This window comes from Streptomyces sp. NPDC058678 (assembly GCF_042714835.1).
In the GTDB taxonomy this organism is placed as follows: domain Bacteria; phylum Actinomycetota; class Actinomycetes; order Streptomycetales; family Streptomycetaceae; genus Streptomyces.
Genome location: NZ_JBHXSG010000018.1, coordinates 38,433 through 60,838, shown reverse-complemented (window position 1 = coordinate 60,838; position 22,406 = coordinate 38,433). Strand labels below are relative to the sequence as shown.

20 protein-coding genes are annotated in these 22,406 nt (G+C 70.8%); 7 read left to right on the top strand and 13 right to left on the bottom strand.

Annotation, left to right across the window (positions count from 1 at the left end; all coding sequences use genetic code 11):
• Positions 1-207 precede the first annotated feature (207 nt).
• Together ACFWWR_RS18470 and ACFWWR_RS18465 are read left to right on the top strand one after the other, a co-directional pair.
• The gene (locus tag ACFWWR_RS18470; protein ID WP_383866435.1) at positions 208-1,437 is read left to right on the top strand and encodes a trypsin-like serine peptidase; all 1,230 of its coding nucleotides are present in this window, start codon (positions 208-210) and stop codon (positions 1,435-1,437) included.
• Between the two features lie 245 nt (positions 1,438-1,682).
• Positions 1,683-2,885: a trypsin-like serine peptidase gene (locus tag ACFWWR_RS18465; protein ID WP_384304258.1), complete on the top strand. Its 1,203-nt coding sequence runs from the start codon at positions 1,683-1,685 to the stop codon at positions 2,883-2,885.
• 68 nt (positions 2,886-2,953) lie between these two features.
• Here the strand turns inward: ACFWWR_RS18465 and hflX are convergent, their stop codons facing one another.
• The 6 genes from hflX to miaA form a co-directional block, all read right to left on the bottom strand.
• A complete protein-coding gene (gene hflX, locus ACFWWR_RS18460) occupies positions 2,954-4,447 on the bottom strand; it encodes a GTPase HflX (protein ID WP_383866431.1) in 1,494 nt (497 codons plus the stop codon).
• A gap of 173 nt (positions 4,448-4,620) precedes the next feature.
• Positions 4,621-6,117, bottom strand: coding sequence for a M1 family metallopeptidase (locus ACFWWR_RS18455; RefSeq protein WP_383866429.1), 1,497 nt, complete (start codon positions 6,115-6,117; stop codon positions 4,621-4,623).
• A 123-nt stretch (positions 6,118-6,240) separates the two neighbouring features.
• Complete coding sequence (locus tag ACFWWR_RS18450) at positions 6,241-8,427, bottom strand: RelA/SpoT family protein (RefSeq protein WP_383866427.1); 2,187 nt, start codon at positions 8,425-8,427, stop codon at positions 6,241-6,243.
• Between the two features lie 208 nt (positions 8,428-8,635).
• Positions 8,636-9,505, bottom strand: a complete 870-nt coding sequence (dapF, locus tag ACFWWR_RS18445; RefSeq protein ID WP_383866425.1) for a diaminopimelate epimerase — start codon at positions 9,503-9,505, stop codon at positions 8,636-8,638.
• A 75-nt stretch (positions 9,506-9,580) separates the two neighbouring features.
• Entirely contained in the window at positions 9,581-10,084 is a 504-nt protein-coding gene (locus ACFWWR_RS18440) for a hypothetical protein (RefSeq protein WP_384304310.1), read from the bottom strand.
• A 108-nt stretch (positions 10,085-10,192) separates the two neighbouring features.
• On the bottom strand, positions 10,193-11,131 hold the full coding sequence (gene miaA, locus ACFWWR_RS18435; protein WP_383866423.1) for a tRNA (adenosine(37)-N6)-dimethylallyltransferase MiaA: 939 nt from the start codon (positions 11,129-11,131) through the stop codon (positions 10,193-10,195).
• Between the two features lie 183 nt (positions 11,132-11,314).
• On the opposite strand from miaA, the gene ACFWWR_RS18430 reads away from it, so the two are divergent.
• Both ACFWWR_RS18430 and ACFWWR_RS18425 read left to right on the top strand, forming a co-directional pair.
• Positions 11,315-11,656, top strand: coding sequence for a hypothetical protein (locus tag ACFWWR_RS18430; RefSeq protein ID WP_384304256.1), 342 nt, complete (start codon positions 11,315-11,317; stop codon positions 11,654-11,656).
• Between the two features lie 25 nt (positions 11,657-11,681).
• Positions 11,682-11,951: an antitoxin gene (locus ACFWWR_RS18425; protein WP_384304253.1), complete on the top strand. Its 270-nt coding sequence runs from the start codon at positions 11,682-11,684 to the stop codon at positions 11,949-11,951.
• A gap of 171 nt (positions 11,952-12,122) precedes the next feature.
• Here the strand turns inward: ACFWWR_RS18425 and ACFWWR_RS18420 are convergent, their stop codons facing one another.
• The 4 genes from ACFWWR_RS18420 to ACFWWR_RS18405 all read right to left on the bottom strand — a co-directional run bounded on the left by ACFWWR_RS18420 (position 12,123) and on the right by ACFWWR_RS18405 (position 16,453).
• The gene (locus ACFWWR_RS18420; protein WP_384304250.1) at positions 12,123-12,836 is read right to left on the bottom strand and encodes a class III extradiol dioxygenase subunit B-like domain-containing protein; all 714 of its coding nucleotides are present in this window, start codon (positions 12,834-12,836) and stop codon (positions 12,123-12,125) included.
• Between the two features lie 215 nt (positions 12,837-13,051).
• Entirely contained in the window at positions 13,052-14,569 is a 1,518-nt protein-coding gene (gene miaB / locus ACFWWR_RS18415; RefSeq protein WP_383866415.1) for a tRNA (N6-isopentenyl adenosine(37)-C2)-methylthiotransferase MiaB, read from the bottom strand.
• A gap of 227 nt (positions 14,570-14,796) precedes the next feature.
• Positions 14,797-15,468 carry a response regulator gene (locus ACFWWR_RS18410; protein WP_383866413.1) on the bottom strand — a complete coding sequence of 224 codons (672 nt, stop codon included), beginning with the start codon at positions 15,466-15,468 and terminating at the stop codon, positions 14,797-14,799.
• A gap of 34 nt (positions 15,469-15,502) precedes the next feature.
• The gene (locus ACFWWR_RS18405; protein WP_384304248.1) at positions 15,503-16,453 is read right to left on the bottom strand and encodes a sensor histidine kinase; all 951 of its coding nucleotides are present in this window, start codon (positions 16,451-16,453) and stop codon (positions 15,503-15,505) included.
• A 198-nt stretch (positions 16,454-16,651) separates the two neighbouring features.
• On the opposite strand from ACFWWR_RS18405, the gene ACFWWR_RS18400 reads away from it, so the two are divergent.
• Both ACFWWR_RS18400 and ACFWWR_RS18395 read left to right on the top strand, forming a co-directional pair.
• Positions 16,652-17,137, top strand: coding sequence for a cation:proton antiporter regulatory subunit (locus ACFWWR_RS18400; protein ID WP_383866409.1), 486 nt, complete (start codon positions 16,652-16,654; stop codon positions 17,135-17,137).
• A gap of 4 nt (positions 17,138-17,141) precedes the next feature.
• Positions 17,142-18,371 carry a cation:proton antiporter gene (locus ACFWWR_RS18395; RefSeq protein WP_383866407.1) on the top strand — a complete coding sequence of 410 codons (1,230 nt, stop codon included), beginning with the start codon at positions 17,142-17,144 and terminating at the stop codon, positions 18,369-18,371.
• A 94-nt stretch (positions 18,372-18,465) separates the two neighbouring features.
• Here the strand turns inward: ACFWWR_RS18395 and ACFWWR_RS18390 are convergent, their stop codons facing one another.
• Positions 18,466-18,873 carry a MazG nucleotide pyrophosphohydrolase domain-containing protein gene (locus ACFWWR_RS18390; protein ID WP_384304246.1) on the bottom strand — a complete coding sequence of 136 codons (408 nt, stop codon included), beginning with the start codon at positions 18,871-18,873 and terminating at the stop codon, positions 18,466-18,468.
• A gap of 176 nt (positions 18,874-19,049) precedes the next feature.
• On the opposite strand from ACFWWR_RS18390, the gene ACFWWR_RS18385 reads away from it, so the two are divergent.
• On the top strand, positions 19,050-20,039 hold the full coding sequence (locus ACFWWR_RS18385) for a TAXI family TRAP transporter solute-binding subunit (protein WP_383866405.1): 990 nt from the start codon (positions 19,050-19,052) through the stop codon (positions 20,037-20,039).
• A 160-nt stretch (positions 20,040-20,199) separates the two neighbouring features.
• Here ACFWWR_RS18385 and ACFWWR_RS18380 read toward each other — a convergent pair whose 3' ends face one another.
• Complete coding sequence (locus ACFWWR_RS18380) at positions 20,200-21,591, bottom strand: ATP-binding protein (protein ID WP_383866403.1); 1,392 nt, start codon at positions 21,589-21,591, stop codon at positions 20,200-20,202.
• Between the two features lie 9 nt (positions 21,592-21,600).
• Positions 21,601-22,287, bottom strand: coding sequence for a response regulator transcription factor (locus ACFWWR_RS18375; protein ID WP_383866401.1), 687 nt, complete (start codon positions 22,285-22,287; stop codon positions 21,601-21,603).
• Between the last annotated feature and the right edge of the window lie 119 nt (positions 22,288-22,406).

Here is a 22,406-nt window from a genome sequence, read left to right as displayed (position 1 = left end):
TTCCAACACTCCGTGAACCCAGCGCGAGAGCAAGCCGATCGGAATCGGATCAGCCCGAATCAGCCCGGATCAGCCCAGGTCGATCCGAGGCAACCCGGGTCGATGCGAATCAGCCCGAAAGTCGATCCGGATCGCTCCATGTCGGTTCGACCGCGCTGGAGTTCACGGCACAGCACCCAGTTCGTTCACCTCAGGGGGAGTCACACCATGCGACCCATACGGCCGTCGTTCACCGCTCGTCGAGGAAGGAACGCGCGCCGCGGAACCTCCCCCGCGCTGGCCGCCGTTGCCCTCGCCTCGGCGCTCGTGCTCACCGCCACCGCCTGCGACTCGGGCGACGCCGAGGCCGGTGGCGAGGCCTCCGCCTCCGCCGCCGCCACGTCCGCGGGCGACGGCAAGATCACGATCCCGGACGACATCAAGGACAAGCTCAAAGAGCATGGGATCGACCTCGACAAGTGGAAGAACGGCGCCTGGAAGGACTGGAGCAAGGAGGACTGGCTGCGCGAGGCCGACGAGTACATCAATCCGATCATCCAGGGCCTCTGGGATCCGGACCGGATGCGGGACGCCGAGGACCCGGACAACGCCGTCGACGACAGCGACCTCTCCGATGACCAGGGCGTGACCGACCCGGAGCCCGCGCCGGTGGACGCGAAGGCCGTCCCGCCTACGTACCATGCCAATGCCCCCGAGGCGGGGAAGGTGTTCTTCGACTCCCCCGAGGGCACGATGGTCTGCTCGGCGACGGTCGTGCAGGACCCGGCCCACCCCGGTAAGTCCAACCTGGTGTGGACGGCGGGCCACTGTGTGCACGCCGGTAAGGACGGCGGCTGGTACCGCAACATCGCGTTCGTGCCCTCGTACAACAACGAGGGTCTGGCGACCGCGGACTTGGAGAGCGCGACCAAGGAAGAGGTCACTCCGTACGGCGTGTGGTGGGGCGACTGGGCGCAGACCTCGGACCAGTGGATCGAGCAGGGTGGGGCAACGGGCGGCGACGGCGCCTCGTACGACTTCGCCGTCATCCATGTGACCCCGGAGAAGGGCAGTGGCGGCAAGTCGCTGGAGGAGACGGTCGGTTCGGCTCTGCCCGTGAACTTCAAGGCGCCGGCCGTGACGAAGGTCGCGAGCATCACGGCGACCGGTTACCCCGCCGCGGCGCCGTTCGACGGCCAGACCATGTACCAGTGTCAGGACAAGCCGGGTCGGCTGTCGATCAGCGCCCCGGACCCGACGATGTACCGCATCGGCTGCACGATGACGGGCGGTTCGTCGGGCGGCGGCTGGGTCTCGACCGGCTCGGACGGCAAGCCGGCACTGGTCTCCAACACCTCGATCGGCCCGGTGACGGCGGGCTGGCTGGCGGGTCCGCGGCTGGGTGAGGTGGCCGAGGGCGTGTACGACTCGGTGAGCGAGAAGTTCGCCGGACAGTGACGGCCTGCTGAGCAGGAACGGCGGTGCGCTGTCTCGGGAAACCTTCACCACCTCACCGCCGTTCACCCTCAACTCCACGGGCATAGTGGGGTGTCGCCCGTAAGGGAGATCAACAGAGGTCCCAGGCGGTCCAAGGGATCGAGGGGATCCACGGGGCTCACCAGAATCCACCGGGATCCACGGCTGACCGCCTTCGACTGACAAGCACATGACATTCGCACGTTTCCCACGGGGGTTTCCGCACCATGCGTTCCACACGTAGGCCCGCAGCACCACGACCCGGGCCGCGCACCCGCACGTTCCTCACCTCCACCGGGCTCGTCGCAGCCCTCGCGCTGACCGCGGCCGCCTGCGGCGGTTCGGCCGAGGACACCGCCGGCGACAAGCTCGGCGCCACGACGTCCCAGGCTGCCGACGGCAAGGTCAAGATCCCCGCGGGCATCGCCGACAAGCTCAAGGAGCACGGCATCGATGCCGACGACTGGGCGGCCGGCGGCTGGAAGGACTGGGACAAGGACAAGTGGCTCAGCGAGGCCGAGGACTTCGTCAACCCGGTGATCGAGGGCCTCTGGAAGCCCGAGCGGATGCAGTCCGCGAAGGAGGCCGACAAGACGGTCTCGACGAAGGACGCCGCCGCCGACCAGGGTGTCAGCGACCCCGAGCCGACACCCGTCGAGGCCACGGCCGAGAAAACGCCGTACCACCAGAACGCGGCCCCGGTCGGCAAGATCTTCTTCGACTCCCCCGACGGTCCGATGGTCTGCTCGGGCACGGTCGTCAAGGACGTGAACCACCCCGGCAAGTCCAACCTGGTGTGGACGGCGGGCCACTGCGTGCACGCCGGTGGCAGCGGCGGCTGGTACCGCAACATCGCCTTCGTCCCGGCGTACAACGACCTCGGCAAGTCCGAGGCGCAGCTCGGCAACGCCACGGCCTCCGAGATCGCGCCCTACGGCAACTGGTGGGCCGACTGGGCCTCGACGTCGAACGGGTGGATCCAGGGCGGCTCGGAGACCGGCGGCGCGGGTGCGGCTTACGACTACGCCGTGCTGCATGTGAAGCCGGAGTCGGGCTCCAAGTCCCTGGAGGAGACCACCGGCGCCCTGGACGTCGACTTCTCCGCCCCGTCCGCGAGCGAGGTCGCCACGATGGGCGCCTGGGGCTACCCGGCCGCGCCGCCGTACAACGGTCTGCAGATGTTCAAGTGCCTCGACCAGCCGGGCCGCTTCTCACTCAGCACGAGCCTGCCGACGATGTACCGCATCGGCTGCACCATGACGGGCGGCTCGTCCGGCGGCGGCTGGTTCCGCGTGCTGAACGGTGAGACCACGCTGGTCTCGAACACCTCGATCGGCCCGACCGACAACACGTGGCTCGCGGGCCCGCAGCTCGGCCAGGACGCCGAGACGCTCTACGAGAACATGAGCAAGACATACGGCGGTCAGTGATCCACGCACGCTGAAGGCCCGCCACCTGCGAAGAGCGGGCGGCGGGCCTTCAGGCTGTTCCGGGACGGTCAGGCGAGCGGCGCAGGAACGTACGGCGCGAGATCCGCCGCCAGTTCCTCGTGCACCCGCGCCTTGAGCAGGGTGCCCTCCGGGGTGTGCTCCGCGGAGATCACCTCGCCCTCGTCATGCGCGCGGGCCACCAGCTTGCCGTGCGTGTACGGCACGAGCGCCTCGATCTCGACAGACGGCCGCGGCAGCTCGTTGTCGATCAGCGCCAGCAGTTCCTCGATGCCCTGGCCGGTACGGGCCGACACCGGGATCGAACGCTTCTCGATCCGCATGAGCCGCTGGAGCGTCAGCGGATCGGCCGCGTCCGCCTTGTTGATCACCACGATCTCGGGTACGCCGGTGGCGCCGACGTCCCTGATCACCTCGCGTACGGCGGCCAGCTGCTCCTCCGGGTTCGGGTGCGAGCCGTCCACCACGTGCAGGATCAGGTCGGACTCGCCGACCTCCTCCATGGTGGAACGGAACGCCTCGACCAGGTGGTGCGGCAGGTGCCGGACGAAGCCGACGGTGTCCGCGAGCGTGTACAGACGGCCGCTGGGCGTCTCGGCCCGGCGCACGGTCGGGTCGAGGGTCGCGAACAGGGCGTTCTCGACCAGCACTCCCGCGCCCGTGAGGCGGTTCAGCAGCGAGGACTTGCCGGCGTTGGTGTAGCCGGCGATGGCGACCGACGGCACCTTGTGACGCTTGCGTTCCTGGCGCTTGATCTCGCGACCGGTCTTCATGTCCGCGATCTCCCGGCGCATCTTCGCCATCTTCTCGCGGATCCGACGCCGGTCCGTCTCGATCTTGGTCTCACCGGGACCACGGGTGGCGAGGCCGCCGCCCTTGCCGCCGCCCATCTGACGGGACAGCGACTGGCCCCAGCCGCGCAGCCTCGGCAGCATGTACTGCATCTGCGCGAGCGCTACCTGTGCCTTGCCCTCTCGGGACTTGGCGTGCTGGGCGAAGATGTCGAGGATCAGGGCCGTACGGTCGATGACCTTGACCTTGACGACGTCTTCGAGATGGATGAGTTGGCCCGGGCTGAGCTCACCGTCGCAGATGACGGTGTCCGCGCCCGTCTCGAGCACGATGTCGCGCAGCTCCTCGGCCTTGCCGGAACCGATGTAGGTGGCCGCGTCGGGCTTGTCGCGGCGCTGGATCACGCCGTCGAGCACGAGCGCGCCCGCGGTCTCCGCGAGGGCGGCGAGCTCCGCGAGGGAGTTGTCCGCGTCCTGCGCGGTCCCCGAGGTCCAGACGCCGACGAGTACGACCCGCTCCAGGCGGAGCTGGCGGTACTCGACCTCGGTGACGTCCTCGAGCTCGGTGGAGAGGCCCGCGACGCGGCGCAGGGCCGCTCGCTCGGAGCGGTCGAACTGGTCGCCGTCCCGGTCTCCGTCGATCTCGTGGCTCCAGGCGACGTCCTCTTCCATCAGGGCATCGGCCCGAAGACCTTCGGGGTAGGCATGCGCGAAGCGCTCAGTGTCCTGGGAAGAAGATGAAGAGGAGGTCATTGGGTCCTTACGTCGATGAGGATTCCGATAAAGCGGCGACAGAGCCGAAGCCGTGCTTCTGAACCGGCCGTCACTGCTCACAACGCACGAGCGCCGCGGGAGATTCCCGTGTCCCGTGCCGCGCCGACCTGAGGATGGTCGCACGGCACGGCCCGTCTCGTCACCGTCTTATTTCACGGCCGCCTGCTGGGTGCGGCCGACTTCCAGTCCGGGTGTCCGGGCATCGGCGGGGTCTTCGCGCCGTAGAGCCAGCCCTCGAAGAAGCCGCCCAGCTCTCGGCCGGAGATCCTCTCGGCGAGCCCGACGAAGTCCGCGGTCGTGGCGACGCCGTCCTGGTGACGGGTTACCCAGGCCCGTTCCAGGCGTTCGAAGGAGGGGCGACCGATCTTCTGGCGCAGCGCGTACAGGGCCAGCGCGGCGCCGTCGTAGACGTTCGGCCGGAAGATGCTGATCTTCTGGCCGGGGTCGGGCGCCTTGGGAGCGGCGGGCGGTCCGCCGACCGCGCGCCAGCGGTCGGAGGCGCCGTACGCCGCCTTCATCCGCGCCTTCAGGGGTCGGTCCGCCTTCTCCTCCGCGTACAGGGCTTCGTACCAGGTGGCGTGCCCCTCGTTCAGCCACAGATCGGACCAGGTACGCGGACTGACGCTGTCGCCGAACCACTGGTGGGCGAGCTCGTGCACCATGATCGACTCGACGTACCACTTCGGGTAGCCGGGCTCGGTGAACAGATCTCTCTCGAAGAGGGACAGAGTCTGCGTCTCCAGCTCGAAACCGGTGTCCGCCTCGGCCAGGAGCAGGCCGTACGTCTCAAAGGGGTACGGCCCGACCTTCCCCTCCATCCAGGCGATCTGGTCGGGGGTCTTCTTCAGCCACGGCTCCAGCCGCTCGCGGTCCTTTGTGGGCACGACGTCCCGCAGGGGCAGTCCGTGCGGACCGCTGCGACGCAGCACGGTGGAGCGGCCGATGGACACCTGGGCGAGCTCGGTGGCCATGGGGTGCTGGGTCCGGTACGTCCAGGTCTTCGCCCGTCCCGCACGATCCACGCCGGTCGGCAGACCGTTGGCGACGGCCGTGTAGCCCTCGGGTGCCGTGACCCTGATGGTGAACATCGCCTTGTCGGAGGGGTGGTCGTTGCAGGGAAACACCAGGTGGGCGACGTCGGCCTGGTTGGCCATGGCGAGACCGTCCGCGGTCCGCACCCAGCCGCCCTGCCGGTCCTCGGCGGACACCGGGTCGCTGGTGTGCCGCACGGTGATCCGCATCCAGTTGCCCTCGGGCAGCGGATTCCCGGGCGTGACCACCAGGTCCTCGCCGGCGCTCGCGAACGTCGCGGGCTCGCCGTCGATCTCGACCGAGTCGACCTTGCCGTGCGCGAAGTCGAGGTTCACGCGGTCCAGCGAGGCCGTCGTCCAGGCGTCGATCGTGGTGACCGCCTGGAGCGGCTTGGTGTTGGTGCCCGGATAGGTGAAGGAGAGGTCGTAGGCCGCCACGTCGTACCCCGGGTTGCCCAGGTACGGAAAGAGGCGGTCGCCGACGCCCAGCGGGGCTGCCGGCGCGCTCGCGGCGAGGAGGCAGACAGAGACGGCCGAAGCGAGGAGGGCGGCGGCCTTTCGGCGCCGAGAAGGCGTGATGCGGGCTCGGGGAGCCGGAGTGCGGGGGGTGAGCAGCATGCCTCACGGCTATCAGCGAGCGCGTTCGGTACGGCGGCGGCGCGCGATCGGCCCACTCGAACGGGTAGAGCAGCGGGACGACGGGTCCGCTCCACGCGCGCGTGGAGCGGCCGCCAGGCTTCCTCAGGCCCCCGGCGTCTGCGCCCGGCTCACGTCGTACACCCCTGGCACATTCCGCATCGCCCGCATCAGGGCGGGCAGGTGTGCCGCGTCGGGAAGTTGGACCGTGTAGGTGTGGCGTACCCGTTGCTGGCTGGGGGGCTCCACGGTCGCGGAGACGATCTCGGCCCCCTCCGAAGCCATCGCTTCGGTGAGGTCCGCGAGCAGATGCGGGCGGCCGAACGATTCAGCGAACAGGGTGACCCGGCATCCACTGGTGTCCCCCCAGCGCACACCGACCTCCGCGCGCCCCGCGCTCTTCATGCGCGCCACTGCGGCGCACTCCACGCGATGGACGGTCACCGCTCCGCCACGAACGGCGAAGCCGATCACCTCGTCCGGCGGTACGGGCGTACAGCAACCGGCCATCCGTACGCTCGCCCCGGGCTGGTCGACGACGGCGTTCGCGGTGGCGGGACGGTCGGCAGGCGGGGAGGCGAGGCCTTCGGCGGCAGCCGCAGGGTTCCCGGCGGCGGGCGGCCGTAGCGATGCCTCGCCGGCCTGGAGGGTCGGGACCGGTCCCGCCTCCTGTGCCTCGGCGGACGCCGGATGCGTCGTGAGCCAGCGCTGGATGGCGATCCGGGCGGTGGGCGTGTGGGCGTGCTCCAGCCACTCTCTGGAGGGCTCGGATGCGGGGTCCTGGCCCATGAGGAGCTGGACCGTGTCGCCGTCCTTCAGGACTGTGCTGAGGGTCGCCAGGCGGCCGTTGACGCGGGCGCCGATGCACGCGTGCGCGTCCTCGCCGTACTGCGCGTACGCGGCGTCCACACAGGTCGCTCCCGCGGGCAGGCCCAGCCTGCCGCCGTCGGGCCGGAAGACGGTGATCTCGCGATCCTGGGCGAGGTCCTCGCGCAGGGTGGACCAGAACATGTCGGAGTCGGACGCGGCCTCCTGCCAGTCGAGGAGGCGGGACAGCCAGCCGGGGCGGGTCGGGTCGGCGCGTTCGCCGTCCCTCGAAGCGGTCTGCTCCTCCGACGGAGGAGCGTAGGGATTGCCCAGCGCGACGACGCCGGCCTCCGCGACCTTGTGCATCTGGTGGGTGCGGATGAGGACCTCGGTGACCTGGCCGTCCTCGCGGGCCACTGCGGTGTGCAGCGACTGGTACAGATTGAACTTGGGGACGGCGATGAAGTCCTTGAACTCGGAGACGACGGGCGTCATACAGGTGTGCAGTTCACCCAGTACGGCGTAACAGTCGGCGTCCTCGTTCACCAGCACCAGCAGACGGCCGAAGTCGGCGCCGCGCAGCCGGCCGCGTTTGCGGGCGACGCGGTGCACGGAGACGAAGTGCCGGGGCCGGATGAGGACTTCGGCCGGGATGTCGGCGTCCCGCAGGACCGTGCGCATCTCGTCGGCCATCTCGGCGAGCGGGTCGTCCGCGCGGGAGGCGTTGTCGGAGATCAGCTCCCGGGTGTGCTCGTACTCCTCGGGGTGGAGGATCGCGAAGACCATGTCCTCCAGTTCGGTCTTGAGCGCTTGGACGCCGAGCCGTTCCGCCAGGGGGATGAGGACGTCCCGGGTGACCTTGGCGATGCGGGCCTGTTTCTCGGGACGCATCACGCCGAGGGTGCGCATGTTGTGCAGCCGGTCGGCGAGTTTGATCGACATGACGCGGACGTCGTTGCCGGTGGCGACGAGCATCTTGCGGAAGGTCTCGGGCTCGGCGGCTGCCCCGTAGTCGACCTTCTCCAGTTTTGTGACGCCGTCGACGAGGAAGCGCACCTCCTCGCCGAACTGCTCACGGACCTGATCGAGCGTCACGTCGGTGTCCTCGACGGTGTCGTGGAGCAGAGACGCCGTCAGAGTCGTTGTCTCGGCGCCCAGTTCGGCGAGGATCAGGGTCACCGCGAGCGGGTGTGTGATGTACGGCTCACCGCTCTTGCGCATCTGACCGCGATGCGAGGACTCGGCCAGGACGTAGGCGCGGCGCAGCGGCTCGAGGTCGGCGTCGGGGTGGTGGGCGCGGTGGGCCTCGACCACGTGGCCGATGGCGTCGGGCAGCCGGTCCCGGGCGGTGGGACCGAGCAGCGCGGCCCGGCCGAGGCGGCGCAGGTCGATCCGGGGGCGGGCCTTCCTGCGCGGCACTGTCGGCAGGACCGGGCCTGCTGTGACCGGGCCTGGGCTCGCGGGATTCGTGGCCTCCGCACTCATGGGCACCTCCGGCTGCGTGGACCGGCGGACGGGGTGCCCCAGGGCGGACACGGCTCGGGGGATGGCATCTGTCCCCCGTCCGGGCCGGTGCTTGATGCTACCGAGCCCATCACGTGCGCCTGACCGCCTCTCGCCGAGCGTGAAAAGGATCACCCATTCGAGCGATGGGTTGCAGGTTTACGGTTCGCTTCCTGTGACGTGCCACCGGTCAGCGAACGGAGCGTTCCAGCCACTCCGCGTCGATGTCTCCCTCGGCGACGATCACCGCTGGTCCGGTCATCTCGATCTCGCCGTCGGGTCGCTCGGTGATGACCAGGGTGCCGCCGGGCACGTCGACGGTGTACGTCACCGGGCTTCCGGTGGCGGTCGGGTCGGCGCCGTCCCGGCGGGCAGCGGCCACGGCGACAGCGCACGCGCCCGTGCCGCACGAGCGGGTCTCGCCGGAGCCGCGCTCGTGGACGCGCAGGGCGACGTGCCGGGGGCCGCGGTCGACCACGAACTCGACGTTCACACCGTCGGGATAGGCGGCGGCCGGGCTGAAGGGCGGGGGGGAGTGCAGGTCGCCCGCGTGCGCGAGGTCGTCCACGAAGGCGACGGCGTGCGGGTTGCCCATGTTCACGTTCCGCGCGGGCCAGCTGCGCTCGCCGACGCTCACCGTGACGTCCCCTTCGGGGAGCAGCGCCTTGCCCATGCCGACGGTGATGTCACCGTCCTTGGAGAGGTGCACAGTCTTCACGCCCCCGCGCGTGGCGATCGCGAGGTCGCCCTTGTCGGCGTATCCGGCGCGCTGGAGGTAGTGCGCGAACACGCGCACGCCGTTGCCGCACATCTCCGCGACCGAACCGTCGCCATTGCGGTAGTCCATGAACCACTCCGCCTCGGCCGCCATGTCCTTGGCCTCGGGGTGCGCCGCGGACCGCACCACGTGCAGCAGGCCGTCACCGCCGATGCCGGCGCGGCGGTCGCAGAGGGCGGCGACGGCGGCCGGGGGCAGGTCGATGGTGTTATCGGGGTCCGGGACGATCACGAAGTCGTTCTCGGTGCCGTGTCCCTTGAGGAAGGCGATCCGCGTGCTCATTCCTCGATCGTACGGGGTGGGTACGACAACCCACGCGGGCGTGGAGACCCGCGCAGCCGACCGGCCCCGTGCTGCTCAGCGCAGCCGGGCCACGCGCCACACGGCCAGCACGACCACCGCGGCGACCATCACGACGTACGCGATCACGACCCGCCAGTCCGGACGGCGCCCGGAGCCCCGCTGCGGCAGCCCGGGCCACGTGTAACCAACGCGACGAGCGGCCATCATGCCCCAGCCGGCCGCGCAGGAGCAGATCAGCAGACCCAGCATGGCGATCACGGCCCCGCTGTCGCCGAAGTCGAAGGCCAGCGGGAACGCGAACATCAGGGAGCCGACCGCGGCCAGGCTCACGATGGGAGCGAGCTGCCAGATGCGCATCCGGCGCTGCGGGCGCAGCTCGACCTCGACCTCCGGGCCGCCCGCGAACATCTCCTCGGGCTCCGGGCCGTCGGCGGTCACGCCGTCCGGCGTCTCGTCGGGCCCGTCGGGGCTCAGACGGTCGCCGTCCTGCTCCGCTTCACCGCTTTCAGCGGTGAGGGGCTCGGTACCTTGTGCGGTGTCGCGAGGGCCGGCCTCCATCGCCACGCGCCCTCCCAACTCGGACTTCACTTGGTCGATCGAAGCTCGATGATGGCACGGTGCCGAAGGCCGCGATGACGGCCGGAGCGTCCCGATGCAATGACGTGATCAGGCTGTGACCGGTCGTTCGACCAATGCCAGTGCGAGCTGCGGAAGTTCTGTGACATCCGCCGCAGCCCCACTCAACCAATGCACCCGCGGGTCGCGCCTGAACCACGAATCCTGACGGCGCGCGAAGCGCTTGGTGGCTCGTACGGTCTCGGCCCGCGCCTCTTCGTCGGTGCACTCCCCGGCGAGCGCCGCGAGCACCTGCTGGTAGCCGAGCGCGCGCGAGGCCGTACGCCCCTCGCGCAACCCCTGCGCCTCCAGTGCGCGCACTTCCTCCACCAGTCCGGCGTCCCACATCCGGTCGACCCGGCGCGCGATGCGCTCGTCGAGCTCGGGCCGCGCCACGTCGACGCCGATCTGCACGGTGTCGTAGACGGAGTCGTGGCCGGGGAGGTTGGCGGTGAAAGGCCTGCCGGTGATCTCGATCACTTCGAGGGCCCGGACGATACGACGGCCGTTGCTGGGCAGGATCGCGTGCCCGGCCTCGGGGTCGGCGGCGGCCAGGCGTGCGTGCAGCGCCCCCGAGCCGCGCAGGGTGAGCTCCTCCTCCAGCCGCGCCCTGACCTCGGGGTCGGTGCCGGGGAACTCCAGGTTGTCCACGGCCCCGCGGACGTACAGGCCTGATCCACCCACCAGAATCGGCCAGCGGCCCTCGGCGAGCAGGGTGTCGATCCTGGCGCGGGCCAGTTTCTGGTACTCGGCGACGGAGGCGGTGACTGTGACGTCCCAAATGTCCAGGAGGTGGTGCGGGACGCCGTCGCGTTCCTCGCGCGTCAGCTTGGCGGTGCCGATGTCCATCCCTCGGTAGAGCTGCATGGAGTCGGCGTTGACGACCTCGCCGCCGAGACGCTGGGCCAGGAAGACGCCCAGATCGGACTTACCGGCCGCGGTCGGTCCGACGACGGCGATGACTCGGGGGGCGGGGGGTGCGCTACTCACCGCCCCAGTCTCGCAAACCTCGCGACCGCGCCTCGAACGAGTTACGTGACGGTACGCGCGCGGGGTCGTTGCCAGTTGCGAGGTTTTCCGCCGCCTGATCGCAGGGGTGGCGACCCGGGCGGAGCAAACGGACGCACCGGACGACGCGGGATTTCGCCCGCACGAGTAACGTATGGAGTGGATATGGGCGTTTTCGCACGACTTCTCCGAAGGTCAAAGACCACAGAGGAGGCGTCAACCGCCGAGGCGCAGGCCGATACGCCGACGGCCGAACCCGCGGCTGAGGAGGCGGCAGAGGCGAAGGGGTCGGTCGCGGCCAATTCCGAGGCTGAGGCCGAGGCCGGTACGACGTCCGAGACGCCGGCCGATGCGAAGGCAGAGGCCAAGGTCGGCGATGCGGCGGAGGAGGCGGCTGTACCGGCCGCCGAGGACGCCTCCGGCTCCGGCGAAGGCGTCGAGATCCCCAAGCAGCAGTCCGCAGAAGAGGCTGCCGACAGCGAGGCCGGCGAAGGCGCTCGCACGTAACTGCCCCCGCGAGGGAAGGTGGACCATGGGTCTCCTGGACAATTTGAAGGCCAAGCTCAACCCTGCCAAGGACAAGGTCTCCGGCTTCGCACAGCAGCACGGGGACAAGGTCGAGCACGGCCTTGACAAGGCCGCCAAGGTCGTCGACGAGAAGACCAAGGGCAAGTACAGCGGCAGGATCCAGTCGGGGACGGGCAAGGCCAAGGGAGCCATGGACCGGATCGCGCACAAGGACGGCACGGACACGGGCGGCGACACCGGCACGCCGCCGACCGCTCCGCCGCCGGCTTCCTGAACGACACGGCACACCGACGGACGGCCGCGGAGCACGACGCTCCCGGCCGTCCGTCGTTTCCGTCGGCTCCCTCGTTTGTGCCGTTTCGTTTTGCGCCGTTTACGTGGGGGCGTTCTTCGTGGTTGTGCCGTTTCCGTCGTTGCCGTCTGCTTCCGCGGTACGACGAGGCGGCTAGGACCAGGTGGCGACCACGTAACCCACCCCGTACGGCGCGCCCTCGTACAGCAGCGTGCCGCCGAGGTCCGTGCCCTCCGCCGCGCCGGCCAGCACCTGCCAGGGGGCCCGGCCTGATGCCTTCAGCTCGTACGCCAGGTCTGCGTCCAGCGCCTTGAGAGCCCCCGCGTCCGCCGCGCCCAGCGCACGCGTGACCTCCGCGTCGAAGGGTGCGGCTCGGTCGTCGAGATAGCCGGGCGCCTTGAGCGTGCGGCACGCACTGGCGTCGCCCATCACCAGCAGCGCCACCCGCTCGGCCCGGGCGGCGATTTCTCCTCCGACTTCGATACACCGCTCGGCCGCGAGAGGTTCCCCCACACCGAGTCCCTCGATCGGGGCATCCGCCCACCCGGCACGCTCCAGCAGCCACGCGGCCACCGACAGCGAGGGCGGGAGCAGGCGCTCGGCCCCTGTGCCCCGGTCGGCGCCCAGGCTTACGTCGAGGTCCACACCGAACCCGCGGAACGAGCCCCGGGTGCCCTCCGGATGCGTCCCGCGACCGCTCTGCTCGGCCGGCCCGACGACCACGAGCCGGTCGGGCCGGGCGGCGGCGAGGACACCGAGCGCGTCCGTGCACGCGGCGCGCGCGACGTCCAGCTCGGGTGCGGCGCCCGCGGCGACCTGAGGCACGAGCAGGGGCGGGCAGGGGCAGACTGCGGCGGCGACAAGCATGATCGGCAGGGTAACCCTGGCGGGCGGCGCGACGAGAGCCGAGCACGGCGGAACGGCCGTACGCCCCCTTCGGCTTCCCTCGTCTCCTTGCCTCTCCGCGGCGCGCACAGGCGAGTGGTGGGCCACCCACCGCAGAGGTCACCCGCAGCGCGCCGCCGCAAACTCACACCGCAAGCCCGCAAGCCCGCAAGCCGCAGACTCACCCGCGCACGGCGTCAGTCGCAGCCGCAGCCGCTGCCCGTCGCGGCCGGGAGCGGCTCGGGGGCGCCGATCTTCGGGAGGCCGAGCATGACGCCGACCGGCGCGGCGGCCTTCTCGGCGTTGCGCTTCTCCCAGGCGTCGCCCGCGCGCGTGGGGCGCACGGCGAGGGTGGGGCCCTCGGCGAGGAGGTGGTGCGGGGCGGCGTACGTGATCTCGACGGTCACCACGTCGCCGGGGCGGACCTGCTGCTCCGGCTTGGTGAAGTGGACGAGGCGGTTGTCGGGGGCGCGGCCGGAGAGGCGGTGGGTGGCGCCGTCCTTGCGGCCCTCGCCCTCGGCGACCATGAGGTCGAGCGTGCGGCCGACCTGCTTCTTGTTCTCCTCCCAGGAGATCTCCTCCTGGAGGGCGACGAGACGCTCGTAGCGCGCCTGGACGACCTCCTTCGGTATCTGGTTCTCCATGGTCGCGGCCGGGGTGCCGGGTCGCTTGGAGTACTGGAAGGTGAAGGCCTGCGCGAACCGGGCCTCGCGGACGGCGTGCAGCGTCTCCTCGAAGTCCTCCTCGGTCTCGCCGGGGAAGCCCACGATGATGTCGGTGGTGATCGCCGCGTGCGGGATGGCGGCGCGGACCTTCTCGATGATCCCGAGGTAGCGCTCCTGGCGGTAGGAGCGGCGCATCGCCTTGAGGACCGTGTCCGAGCCGGACTGCAGGGGCATGTGCAGCTGCGGCATCACGTTCGGCGTCTCGGCCATGGCCGCGATCACGTCGTCGGTGAAGTCGCGCGGGTGCGGGGAGGTGAAGCGGACGCGCTCCAGGCCCTCGATGGCGCCGCAGGCCCGCAGCAGCTTGCTGAACGCCTCGCGGTCGCCGATGTCGGAGCCGTACGCGTTGACGTTCTGGCCGAGCAGGGTGATCTCGGAGACGCCCTCGGCGACCAGTGCCTCGATCTCGGCCAGGATGTCGCCGGTCCTGCGGTCCTTCTCCTTGCCGCGCAGGGCCGGGACGATGCAGAAGGTGCACGTGTTGTTGCAGCCGACGGAGATGGAGACCCAGGCCGCGTACGCGCTCTCGCGCCGCGTCGGCAGCGTGGAGGGGAAGGCTTCGAGCGACTCGGCGATCTCGACCTGCGCCTCTTCCTGGACGCGGGCGCGCTCCAGGAGGACGGGCAGCTTGCCGATGTTGTGCGTGCCGAAGACGACGTCCACCCAGGGCGCCTTCTTCACGATGGTGTCGCGGTCCTTCTGCGCGAGGCACCCGCCGACCGCGATCTGCATCCCGGGGCGGCTCGCCTTCCTCGGGGCGAGGCGGCCGAGGTTGCCGTACAGCCGGTTGTCGGCGTTCTCGCGCACCGCGCAGGTGTTGAAGACGACGACGTCCGCGTCCCCGTCCGACCCCTCGGGCGCGCGCACGTACCCGGCGTCCTCGAGCAGCCCGGACAATCGCTCGGAATCGTGGACGTTCATCTGGCACCCGTAGGTGCGCACCTCGTATGTCTTCACGCCCACTGCCAGGCTCCGGTCGCTGCTGCTCATGTGACAAGGGTAGGCGGTGCCCGAAGGACCTCCTGCCGCCGACAGTCCCCCGGCATGCTCCGGTGGGCGCCGCACTCACCTGACACACGCCCTGTCACGCCCGATTACGCGAGGTGGTCCGACTGTCGGTCAGTCACGCGGCGCCTCCTCCGGTCGCCCGGACGGTCCGGGCGGCACCAGCCCCTTCACGGCATCGCCGGAAGTGACCACCGGCCCGTTCGATCGACTCACGGGTCGATGAGGCCCGCCCGGATGGCATACCGGGTCAGTTCCAGGCGGTCGCGCATGCCCAGCTTCTGGAGGAGGTTCGCGCGGTGGCGTTCGACCGTCTTGGCGCTGATGAAGAGGAGTTCGCCGATCTCCTTCGAGGTGTGGCCCTCGGCGACGAGCTTGAGGATCTCCTCCTCGCGCTCGGTGATGGCCCGCTCGGGCAGACCGTCGCCCCGGTGGAGTCGTTCGAGGTACGAGCGGACGAGGGCCCGTTCCGCCCCCGGGTAGATGAACGGCTCGTCGCGTACGACCGCCCGGCACGCCTGGACGAGGTCGCGGTCGGCGACGGACTTCAGGACGAAGCCTCCGGCGCCGGCCTTCAGGGCCTCGAAGAAGTACTGCTCGTTGTCGTACATCGTGAGGATGAGGATGCGCAGGTCCGGCAGGCGGCGGGAGAGTTCGCGGGCCGCCTGGAGGCCGGTCATCCGAGGCATCGCGACGTCGAGGACCGCCAGATCGACGTCACGCGCGCGTGCCAGTTCGACCGCCTCCGCCCCGTCGCCGGCCTCGGCCACGACGGTGAGGTCCGGCTCATTCTCGAGGATGAGGCGCACGCCTCTGCGTACGAGTGTGTGGTCGTCGGCGAGCAGGACGCGGATCGGGGTCTTCAGCGGCGGTCGGGGCGCCATCACCGGTGTGTCCCGGTCGCCGCCGGAAGGCGCATCACCGGTGCGTCCCGGTCACCGTCGGAACGCGCAACCGTATGTCCGTGCCCCGCCCCGGGGCGGGTTCCAGGGAGAGGGCGGCTCCTATGAGGAGGGCCCGCTCGCGCATACCGCTGATCCCCGAGCCGTCCGGGGCGCCGCCGAGGCCCTTGCCGTTGTCACGTACGAGGAGTTCGACGCCGTCCGTGACCGGCCGCAGCCGGACTTCCGCACGGTCGGCGGCGGCGTGCCGCGCGGTGTTGGTCAGCCCCTCCTGGGCGACGCGGTAGACCACGAGTTCGGACTCCTCGGTCAGCCGGGGCAGATCGCCGGGGACGTGATGGCGCACGGTCAGTCCGTGCGTGGTGAACTCGGCCGCCAGGGAGCGCAGGGCGCTCGGCAGCCCGAGCTCGTCCAGGACGCCGGGCCGCAGTCGGCGGGCGATGCGGCGGATCTCGTCGAGGCCGGCGCGGGTGGCCTCCTGCGCCTGGCTCACCTCCTCGCGCAGTTCGTCGGGCACCCGGTCGGCGACGCGCTTGAGCTGGAGGAGGACCGCGGTCAGGGTCTGACCGACCTCGTCGTGGAGTTCGCGGGCGATGCGGTGGCGTTCGCGTTCCTGGGCGGAGAGGGCGCGGGCGGCGCCGGTGGCGCGTTCGGCCTCCAGCCGGTCGAGCATCGTGTTGTACGTCGTGATCAGCGCGGCCGTCTCCGCGGGGCCGGCGACGGCGGCACGGGCCCCGGGGCGCAGCAGGTCGGCCGTCGCCATGGCCCGGCCCAGCCGCTGGAGCGGGGCGAGGCCGATGCGCAGCACAAGCGCGTTGGCGGCGAGCAGTGCGGCGAGGCCCGCCACGACGGCCAGTGCCTCGCCCGGCAGGACGGGGGTGGACACGGTGACCGGGCCCAGCAGCAGGGCGGCTGCCGCGACCAGGCCGACGGCGTTGAGCGAGAAGATCCGCCAGAACAACGACACGGTTCTGCTCTCGCCTCTTCCCGTCCTTGTGTCCGGCCCGTGGGTACCCGCGTTCGGCACCGTCGCAGCCAGCCTCGCCGCGCGCCTTCGGCCTCGTATATCCGTGACGACACCCATGTCGTCACCGTACGGGGCAATGGCAGCATGCGGACTTGGCAACCGCGACCACCGAATCACCGAGAAGCAAGGGGAAGAAACGTGTCTGCTCCACGCCTGAGGGCGACGCCGCTACCGGGAATCGGGGTCCAGTACGACCTCGTCACCCGGGAAGACCGCCATCTGTCCGTGGTGGCACACCGCGACGGCGCCCGCACGGTGAGCGTGTACCGGGCCGACGATCCCGACTCCTGCGCCCAGTCGCTGCGGCTGACCGGTTCCGAGGCGGGTGCGCTGATCGACGCGCTGAAGCCGTCCCACCACAGTGCGAGCCTGCTCTACACCACGGACCTGGGGCTGGTCGCCGAGCGCGTCGAGGTCGCCGCGGGTTCCCGGTGGAACGGCCGGGTACTGGGCGAGACCCGGATGCGGACCGACACGGGCGCGTCCGTCGTCGCGGTGCTGCGTCGGGCCGAGGCGATTCCGTCGCCGGCGCCGGACTTCAGGCTCGTCGGCGGGGACACCCTCATCGTGATCGGCACCCGTGAGGGCGTCGACGCCGCCGCCGCGATACTCGGGCGGGAGTGATCCGGTGCACTCCGCGGTCCTGCTGATCGAGTTCGGTTCCATCATCCTCGGCCTCGGCCTGCTCGGCCGGTTCGCCGCCCGTTTCCGGCTCTCCCCCATTCCGCTGTACCTGCTCGCCGGACTGGCCTTCGGCGAGGGCGGGCTGCTGCCGCTCGGGGCGAGCGAGGAGTTCGTCGCGACCGGCGCCGAGATCGGCGTCATTCTGCTGCTGTTGATGCTCGGCCTGGAGTACTCGGCCGGTGACCTGATCACCAACCTCAAGTCCCACTACCCGTCCGGTCTCGTGGACTGCGCGCTCAACGCCCTGCCGGGCGCGGCGGCGGCGCTGCTGCTGGGCTGGGGGCCGGTGGCCGCGGTCGTGCTGGCCGGCGTCACCTGGATCTCCTCGTCCGGCGTGATCGCGAAGGTGCTCGGCGACCTGGGCCGGGTGGGCAACCGGGAGACTCCGGTGATCCTCAGCGTCCTCGTCCTGGAGGACCTGGCGATGGCGGTGTACCTGCCCATCGTCACGGCTCTGGTGGCCGGCGCCGGCCTGCTGGCCGGGAGCGTGACCCTGGCGATCGCGCTGGGGGCGGCGGGTCTCGTGCTGTTCGTGGCGGTGCGTTACGGCCGGCTGATCTCCCGGTTCGTCTCCAGCGACGACCCGGAGAAGCTGCTGCTGGTCGTGCTGGGGCTGACGATCCTGGTGGCGGGTGTCGCCCAGCAACTCCAGGTGTCCGCAGCGGTCGGCGCGTTCCTGGTCGGCATCGCGCTGTCCGGGGAGGTCGCCGAAGGCGCGCACACACTGCTGAGCCCCCTGCGGGACCTGTTCGCCGCCGTCTTCTTCGTCTTCTTCGGGCTGCACACGGACCCGGCCAGCATCCCGCCCGTGCTGCTGCCCGCCCTCGCGCTGGCGGTCCTCACCGCCGCGACGAAGATCGCCACCGGCTACTGGGCGGCCCGGCGCGCCGGGATCTCCGTCAAGGGCCGCTGGCGCACGGGCGGCGCGCTGGTGGCACGCGGCGAGTTCTCGATCGTCATCGCGGGGCTCGCCGTGAGCGCCGGCATCGAACCGTCCCTCGGCCCCCTGGCGACGGCGTACGTCCTGATTCTGGTCGTCCTCGGCCCGCTCACCGCGCGCTACACGGAGCCGCTGGCATCCTGGTGGACCCGCCGCGCCGAGGACCGCAGGGAGACCCGGGAAACCTCGTCGCGGCCAGCGGCCGAGGCGGGAGCGTCGGTGGGCGGCGACTGAGGGAAGGGCCGCGCCGCCCTTGTGGGTCACGGCGGCAGAGAGGCGAGGCGATGTCCGTCGGCTGCGTCCGATCCACGGGCGCCGCCACGCCCGGTCAATCCCCCGCCCGCGGCACCCACCCCTGCCTGCGCAGCACTCCCGACACGTCCGGTGCCTCGTAGTGGTCGCCCTTGAGGACCTTGCCGTCGGCGCGGCGGGCGACGCGGCCGTCGGGACCCCGCTTGGTCATGTTGGAGCGGTGGATCTCGGCGATCACCGCGTCGAGGTCGATGCCGTGGACGAGGGCCGTCCCGTAGGCGACGTAGACGACGTCGGCCAGCTCGTGCGCGAGCCGGTCCAGCGGGCCGGTGACGCAGACCTCGGCGACCTCCGCGGCCTCCTCGGCGAGCAGCTCACCGCGATGGGCGGCCAGTTCGGGCGAGACCTCGGTGGGCGTACTGCGGGCGGCGAGCCCGACGGCGAGGTGGAACTCACGGACCAGGTCGACGGGCGAGGAGCTCATACGGCGACTCTAGCGACCGCCACCGACAACGCCGTCGGCTAATACGGCAGCGCCGGCCACCCCTGCTCCAGGACCCGCACAGGCACTCCCCCAGGACCCGAGCCGGACCCCTTCGCCCCGCCCGCTGTGACGCCGCCCCTGGTCAGCACCGTGCCCCGGCTGGCAGGATCGCCCGCATGTCCAGAGTGCTCCCCCGTATCGGCAGGCGCCGGGCCCTGCAGGGCGCGACCGCCGGATTCGTCGCGCTCGGGCTGCTGCTGTGGTGGCTGCTGCCTCTGGGCGAGGCACCTCCGAGCGGGACGATCACGTTCAGCACGGGGACCAAGGCCGGCGTCTACCAGGAGTACGGGTGGCGGCTGCGCAACGAGCTCGACAAGGACATGCCGAATCTCAAGGTGCGGCTGCTGACCAGTGACGGCTCGCAGGAGAACGTCGCGCGCGTGGCGACCGGCCAGGCCGACTTCACCATCGCGGCGGCCGACGCCGTGGAGACGTACACCGGCGCCGGCGCCGACGGGCTGCGCGGTGTCGCCCGCCTGTACGACGACTACGTACAGCTCGTCGTACCGAGCGACTCGAACGTCCGGTCGATCGCGGACCTGAAGGGCAAGCGGGTCGCCATAGGACTGCCCCACTCGGGCGTGCGGCTGATCGCCAACCGGGTGCTCAAGGCGGCGGGCATCGACGCGAAGAAGGACATCACACCGCTGTCCGACGGGATCGACACCGGTCCGGCCCGGCTCAAGCGGGGCGAGATCGACGCGTTCTTCTGGTCGAGCGGGTTGCCGACCGAGGGTCTGAGGAACCTGTCCGCCACCTACGCCTTCCGGTTCGTGCCGATCGGCACCGACCTCGTCGCCAAGCTGCACCAACAAGGCGGTGCGTCCCGCTACTACCGCGCCACGAACATGCCGGAGTCGGCCTATCCCCCGATCCAGAAGGGGGCCACGGTGGCGACGCTCGCGGTGTCCAACCTGCTGATGACACGCAAGGACGTGGACCCGAGGCTCACCGAGTGGCTGACCCGGACCGTGCTCAGGAGCAGGGACGGCATCGGCGACCGCGTCCACTCCGCCCAGTTGGTCGACGTACGCACGGCGATCTACACGGACCCGTTGGCCCTGCACGAGGGTGCGCGGCGCTATTACCGCTCGGTCAAGCCGTAGACGCCGCGGACAACGCCACGCGCGCGTCGTAGGAGATGCCGCGCACGCGCCGTACGGACGTCTCGTCGGCTGTCGCAGGAAGCCTCACCGCGCGGTCCGGCGCGCACCGCAAGGAACGCGGTGCGCCTCAGTCATCCGCCGTAGCCCGCCGTACCGAACCTCACGCAGTCGGGCCCGACCGGGGCACCCGTACCGTCACCGTCAGCCCGTGCGGCTCGTGGTGGTCGTACGTGATCGAGCCGCCGCCCGCGGCGAGCAAAGCGCGGGAGATGGACAGGCCGAGCCCGGAGCCCTTGACGTTCTGGTGGCGGCCGCTGCGCCAGAAGCGGTCGCCGACGCGGGCGAGTTCGTCGTCGGTCAGACCGGGGCCGTTGTCGGTGACCACGACGGTGGAGGTGTTGCCGTCGGAGGCGACCGTGACCTCGACGGTCTCGTCCTTCGGCGTGAACTTCACCGCGTTGTCGATCACCGCGTCCAGGGCACTGGAGAGGGTGACCGGGTCGGCCCACGCGGTGGTGGGCGGGCAGGTGCCCACCAGCCCTACGCCCTTGGCCTGGGCGGTCGGTGTCCAGGCGGCGACGCGCTCGGTGGTGAGGGCACCGATGTCGGTGACCCTGAGATCCGCGTCGGTGTGTTCGGCCAGGGCCAGGTCGAGCAGGTCGTCCAGAACCTGTGCCAGACGCTTGCCCTCGGCCTGGACGGAGGCGATCTCCTGGTTGCCCTCCGGGAGTTCGAAGGCGAGCAGTTCGATGCGCAGCAGCAGCGCCGCGAGGGGGTTGCGCAGCTGGTGCGAGGCGTCGGCGACGAAGGCGCGCTGTTGCTCGAGCACGTCCTCGACGTTGTCCGCCATCTCGTTGAACGACCGGGCCAGGCGCCTGAGTTCCGGCGGTCCGCCGGCGACCGCGACGCGCGACTTCATGGCCCCGCTCGTGATCGCGTGGGTGGTGGCGTCCAGGACGCGTACGGGCCGGAGGACCCAGCCGGTCAGCCGTAGCGCGGCGCCCACGGCCAGCAGCATCGCGGCGCTCTCACCCGCCACGATGACCAGCCAGCCCTGCAGGATCCGCGAACGCATCTGTCCGGTGGGCGAGTCGGTGACGACGACCGCGACCACGTCGCCGTCCCGGATGACCGGCGAGGCGACGACCAGACGGTGGCGCTGCCAGGGCCACACCTGCTTCGGATCGTGGCTGCGGCGGCTGAGCAGCGCCTCGCCGAACGCCTCGCGGACCTCTCCCTCCTTGGGGAGGACGAAGGTGGAGGGCGCCTTGGCCATGGGGGTCGCGTTGCGGTAGAAGACGCCCGCCCGGATGCCGTAGACGTCGTAGTAGCTGGCGAGTTCGATGCCCAGCGTGTCCTTGCGCTCGTTCGTCTCGCCGGGCGGGTCGGTGACGTACTGGGCGAGGGCCGCGAAGCGTGCCGTGTCGTCGATCCGGTCCACGATCACGTTCTGCTGCTGGGCCGCGGCCACACTGATGGCGAGCGGGACACCGAGAGCGAGCAGCACGGCCGCCATCAGGACGATGAGCAGCGGGAGCAGACGTGTGCGCACCCGGCCCCGCTACGCGCCCGGGGCGACGAGCCGGTAGCCCACGCCGCGTACGGTCTCGATGAGCGCCGGCATCCGCAGCTTGGCGCGCAGGGACGCCACGTGCACCTCCAGGGTGCGCCCGGTCCCCTCCCAGCTGGTCCGCCACACCTCGCTGATGATCTGCTCCCGGCGGAAGACCACGCCGGGCCGCTGGGCCAGCAGGGCGAGGAGGTCGAACTCCTTGCGGGTCAGCTGGACGACGGAGCCGTCCACGCTGACCTGGCGGGTGGGCAGTTCGATGTGCACCGGGCCGAGACGCAGGCCGGTCTCGCTCGCCCCCGGGGCGTCGTCGTGGGCGGTGCGCCGGGCGACGGCGTGGATGCGGGCCAGCAGTTCCCCGGTGTCGTACGGCTTCACGACGTAGTCGTCGGCGCCGAGGTTGAGGCCGTGGATGCGGGAGCGGACGTCGGAGCGCGCGGTCACCATGATCACCGGGATGCTGGTGCGCTTGCGGATCTTGCCGCAGACCTCGTAGCCGTCCTGGTCGGGCAGGCCCAGGTCGAGGAGGACGACTCCGAAGCCGTCGCCTTCCGAGACAAGGGCCTGCAGGGCCTCCTCGCCACTGCGGGCGTGGGTGACGTCGAAACCGTGCCTCGCCAGGACCGCGGACAGGGCGGCTGCCACATGGTTGTCGTCCTCGACGAGGAGCAGTCTCATCCGGGCTCCCTTCGGTTCATCGGACGTACGATCAGGATGTGTAGAAACGTGGGCACGCGCGCGCGTGCACATGGCAGTCACGCTGATGGATGAGGACGACGTCAAGAGGGTTCCGGTTG

Excerpts from the sequence above, each read along its gene's own strand:
- ACFWWR_RS18470 (WP_383866435.1), top strand. The coding sequence starts at position 208 with ATGCGACCCATACGGCCGTCGTTCACCGCTCGTCGAGGAAGGAACGCG.
- ACFWWR_RS18465 (WP_384304258.1), top strand. The coding sequence starts at position 1,683 with ATGCGTTCCACACGTAGGCCCGCAGCACCACGACCCGGGCCGCGCACC.
- hflX (WP_383866431.1), bottom strand. The coding sequence starts at position 4,447 with ATGACCTCCTCTTCATCTTCTTCCCAGGACACTGAGCGCTTCGCGCAT.
- ACFWWR_RS18455 (WP_383866429.1), bottom strand. The coding sequence starts at position 6,117 with ATGCTGCTCACCCCCCGCACTCCGGCTCCCCGAGCCCGCATCACGCCT.
- ACFWWR_RS18450 (WP_383866427.1), bottom strand. The coding sequence starts at position 8,427 with ATGAGTGCGGAGGCCACGAATCCCGCGAGCCCAGGCCCGGTCACAGCA.
- dapF (WP_383866425.1), bottom strand. The coding sequence starts at position 9,505 with ATGAGCACGCGGATCGCCTTCCTCAAGGGACACGGCACCGAGAACGAC.
- ACFWWR_RS18440 (WP_384304310.1), bottom strand. The coding sequence starts at position 10,084 with ATGGAGGCCGGCCCTCGCGACACCGCACAAGGTACCGAGCCCCTCACC.
- ACFWWR_RS18430 (WP_384304256.1), top strand. The coding sequence starts at position 11,315 with ATGGGCGTTTTCGCACGACTTCTCCGAAGGTCAAAGACCACAGAGGAG.
- ACFWWR_RS18425 (WP_384304253.1), top strand. The coding sequence starts at position 11,682 with ATGGGTCTCCTGGACAATTTGAAGGCCAAGCTCAACCCTGCCAAGGAC.
- ACFWWR_RS18420 (WP_384304250.1), bottom strand. The coding sequence starts at position 12,836 with ATGCTTGTCGCCGCCGCAGTCTGCCCCTGCCCGCCCCTGCTCGTGCCT.
- miaB (WP_383866415.1), bottom strand. The coding sequence starts at position 14,569 with ATGAGCAGCAGCGACCGGAGCCTGGCAGTGGGCGTGAAGACATACGAG.
- ACFWWR_RS18410 (WP_383866413.1), bottom strand. The coding sequence starts at position 15,468 with ATGGCGCCCCGACCGCCGCTGAAGACCCCGATCCGCGTCCTGCTCGCC.
- ACFWWR_RS18390 (WP_384304246.1), bottom strand. The coding sequence starts at position 18,873 with ATGAGCTCCTCGCCCGTCGACCTGGTCCGTGAGTTCCACCTCGCCGTC.
- ACFWWR_RS18385 (WP_383866405.1), top strand. The coding sequence starts at position 19,050 with ATGTCCAGAGTGCTCCCCCGTATCGGCAGGCGCCGGGCCCTGCAGGGC.
- ACFWWR_RS18375 (WP_383866401.1), bottom strand. The coding sequence starts at position 22,287 with ATGAGACTGCTCCTCGTCGAGGACGACAACCATGTGGCAGCCGCCCTG.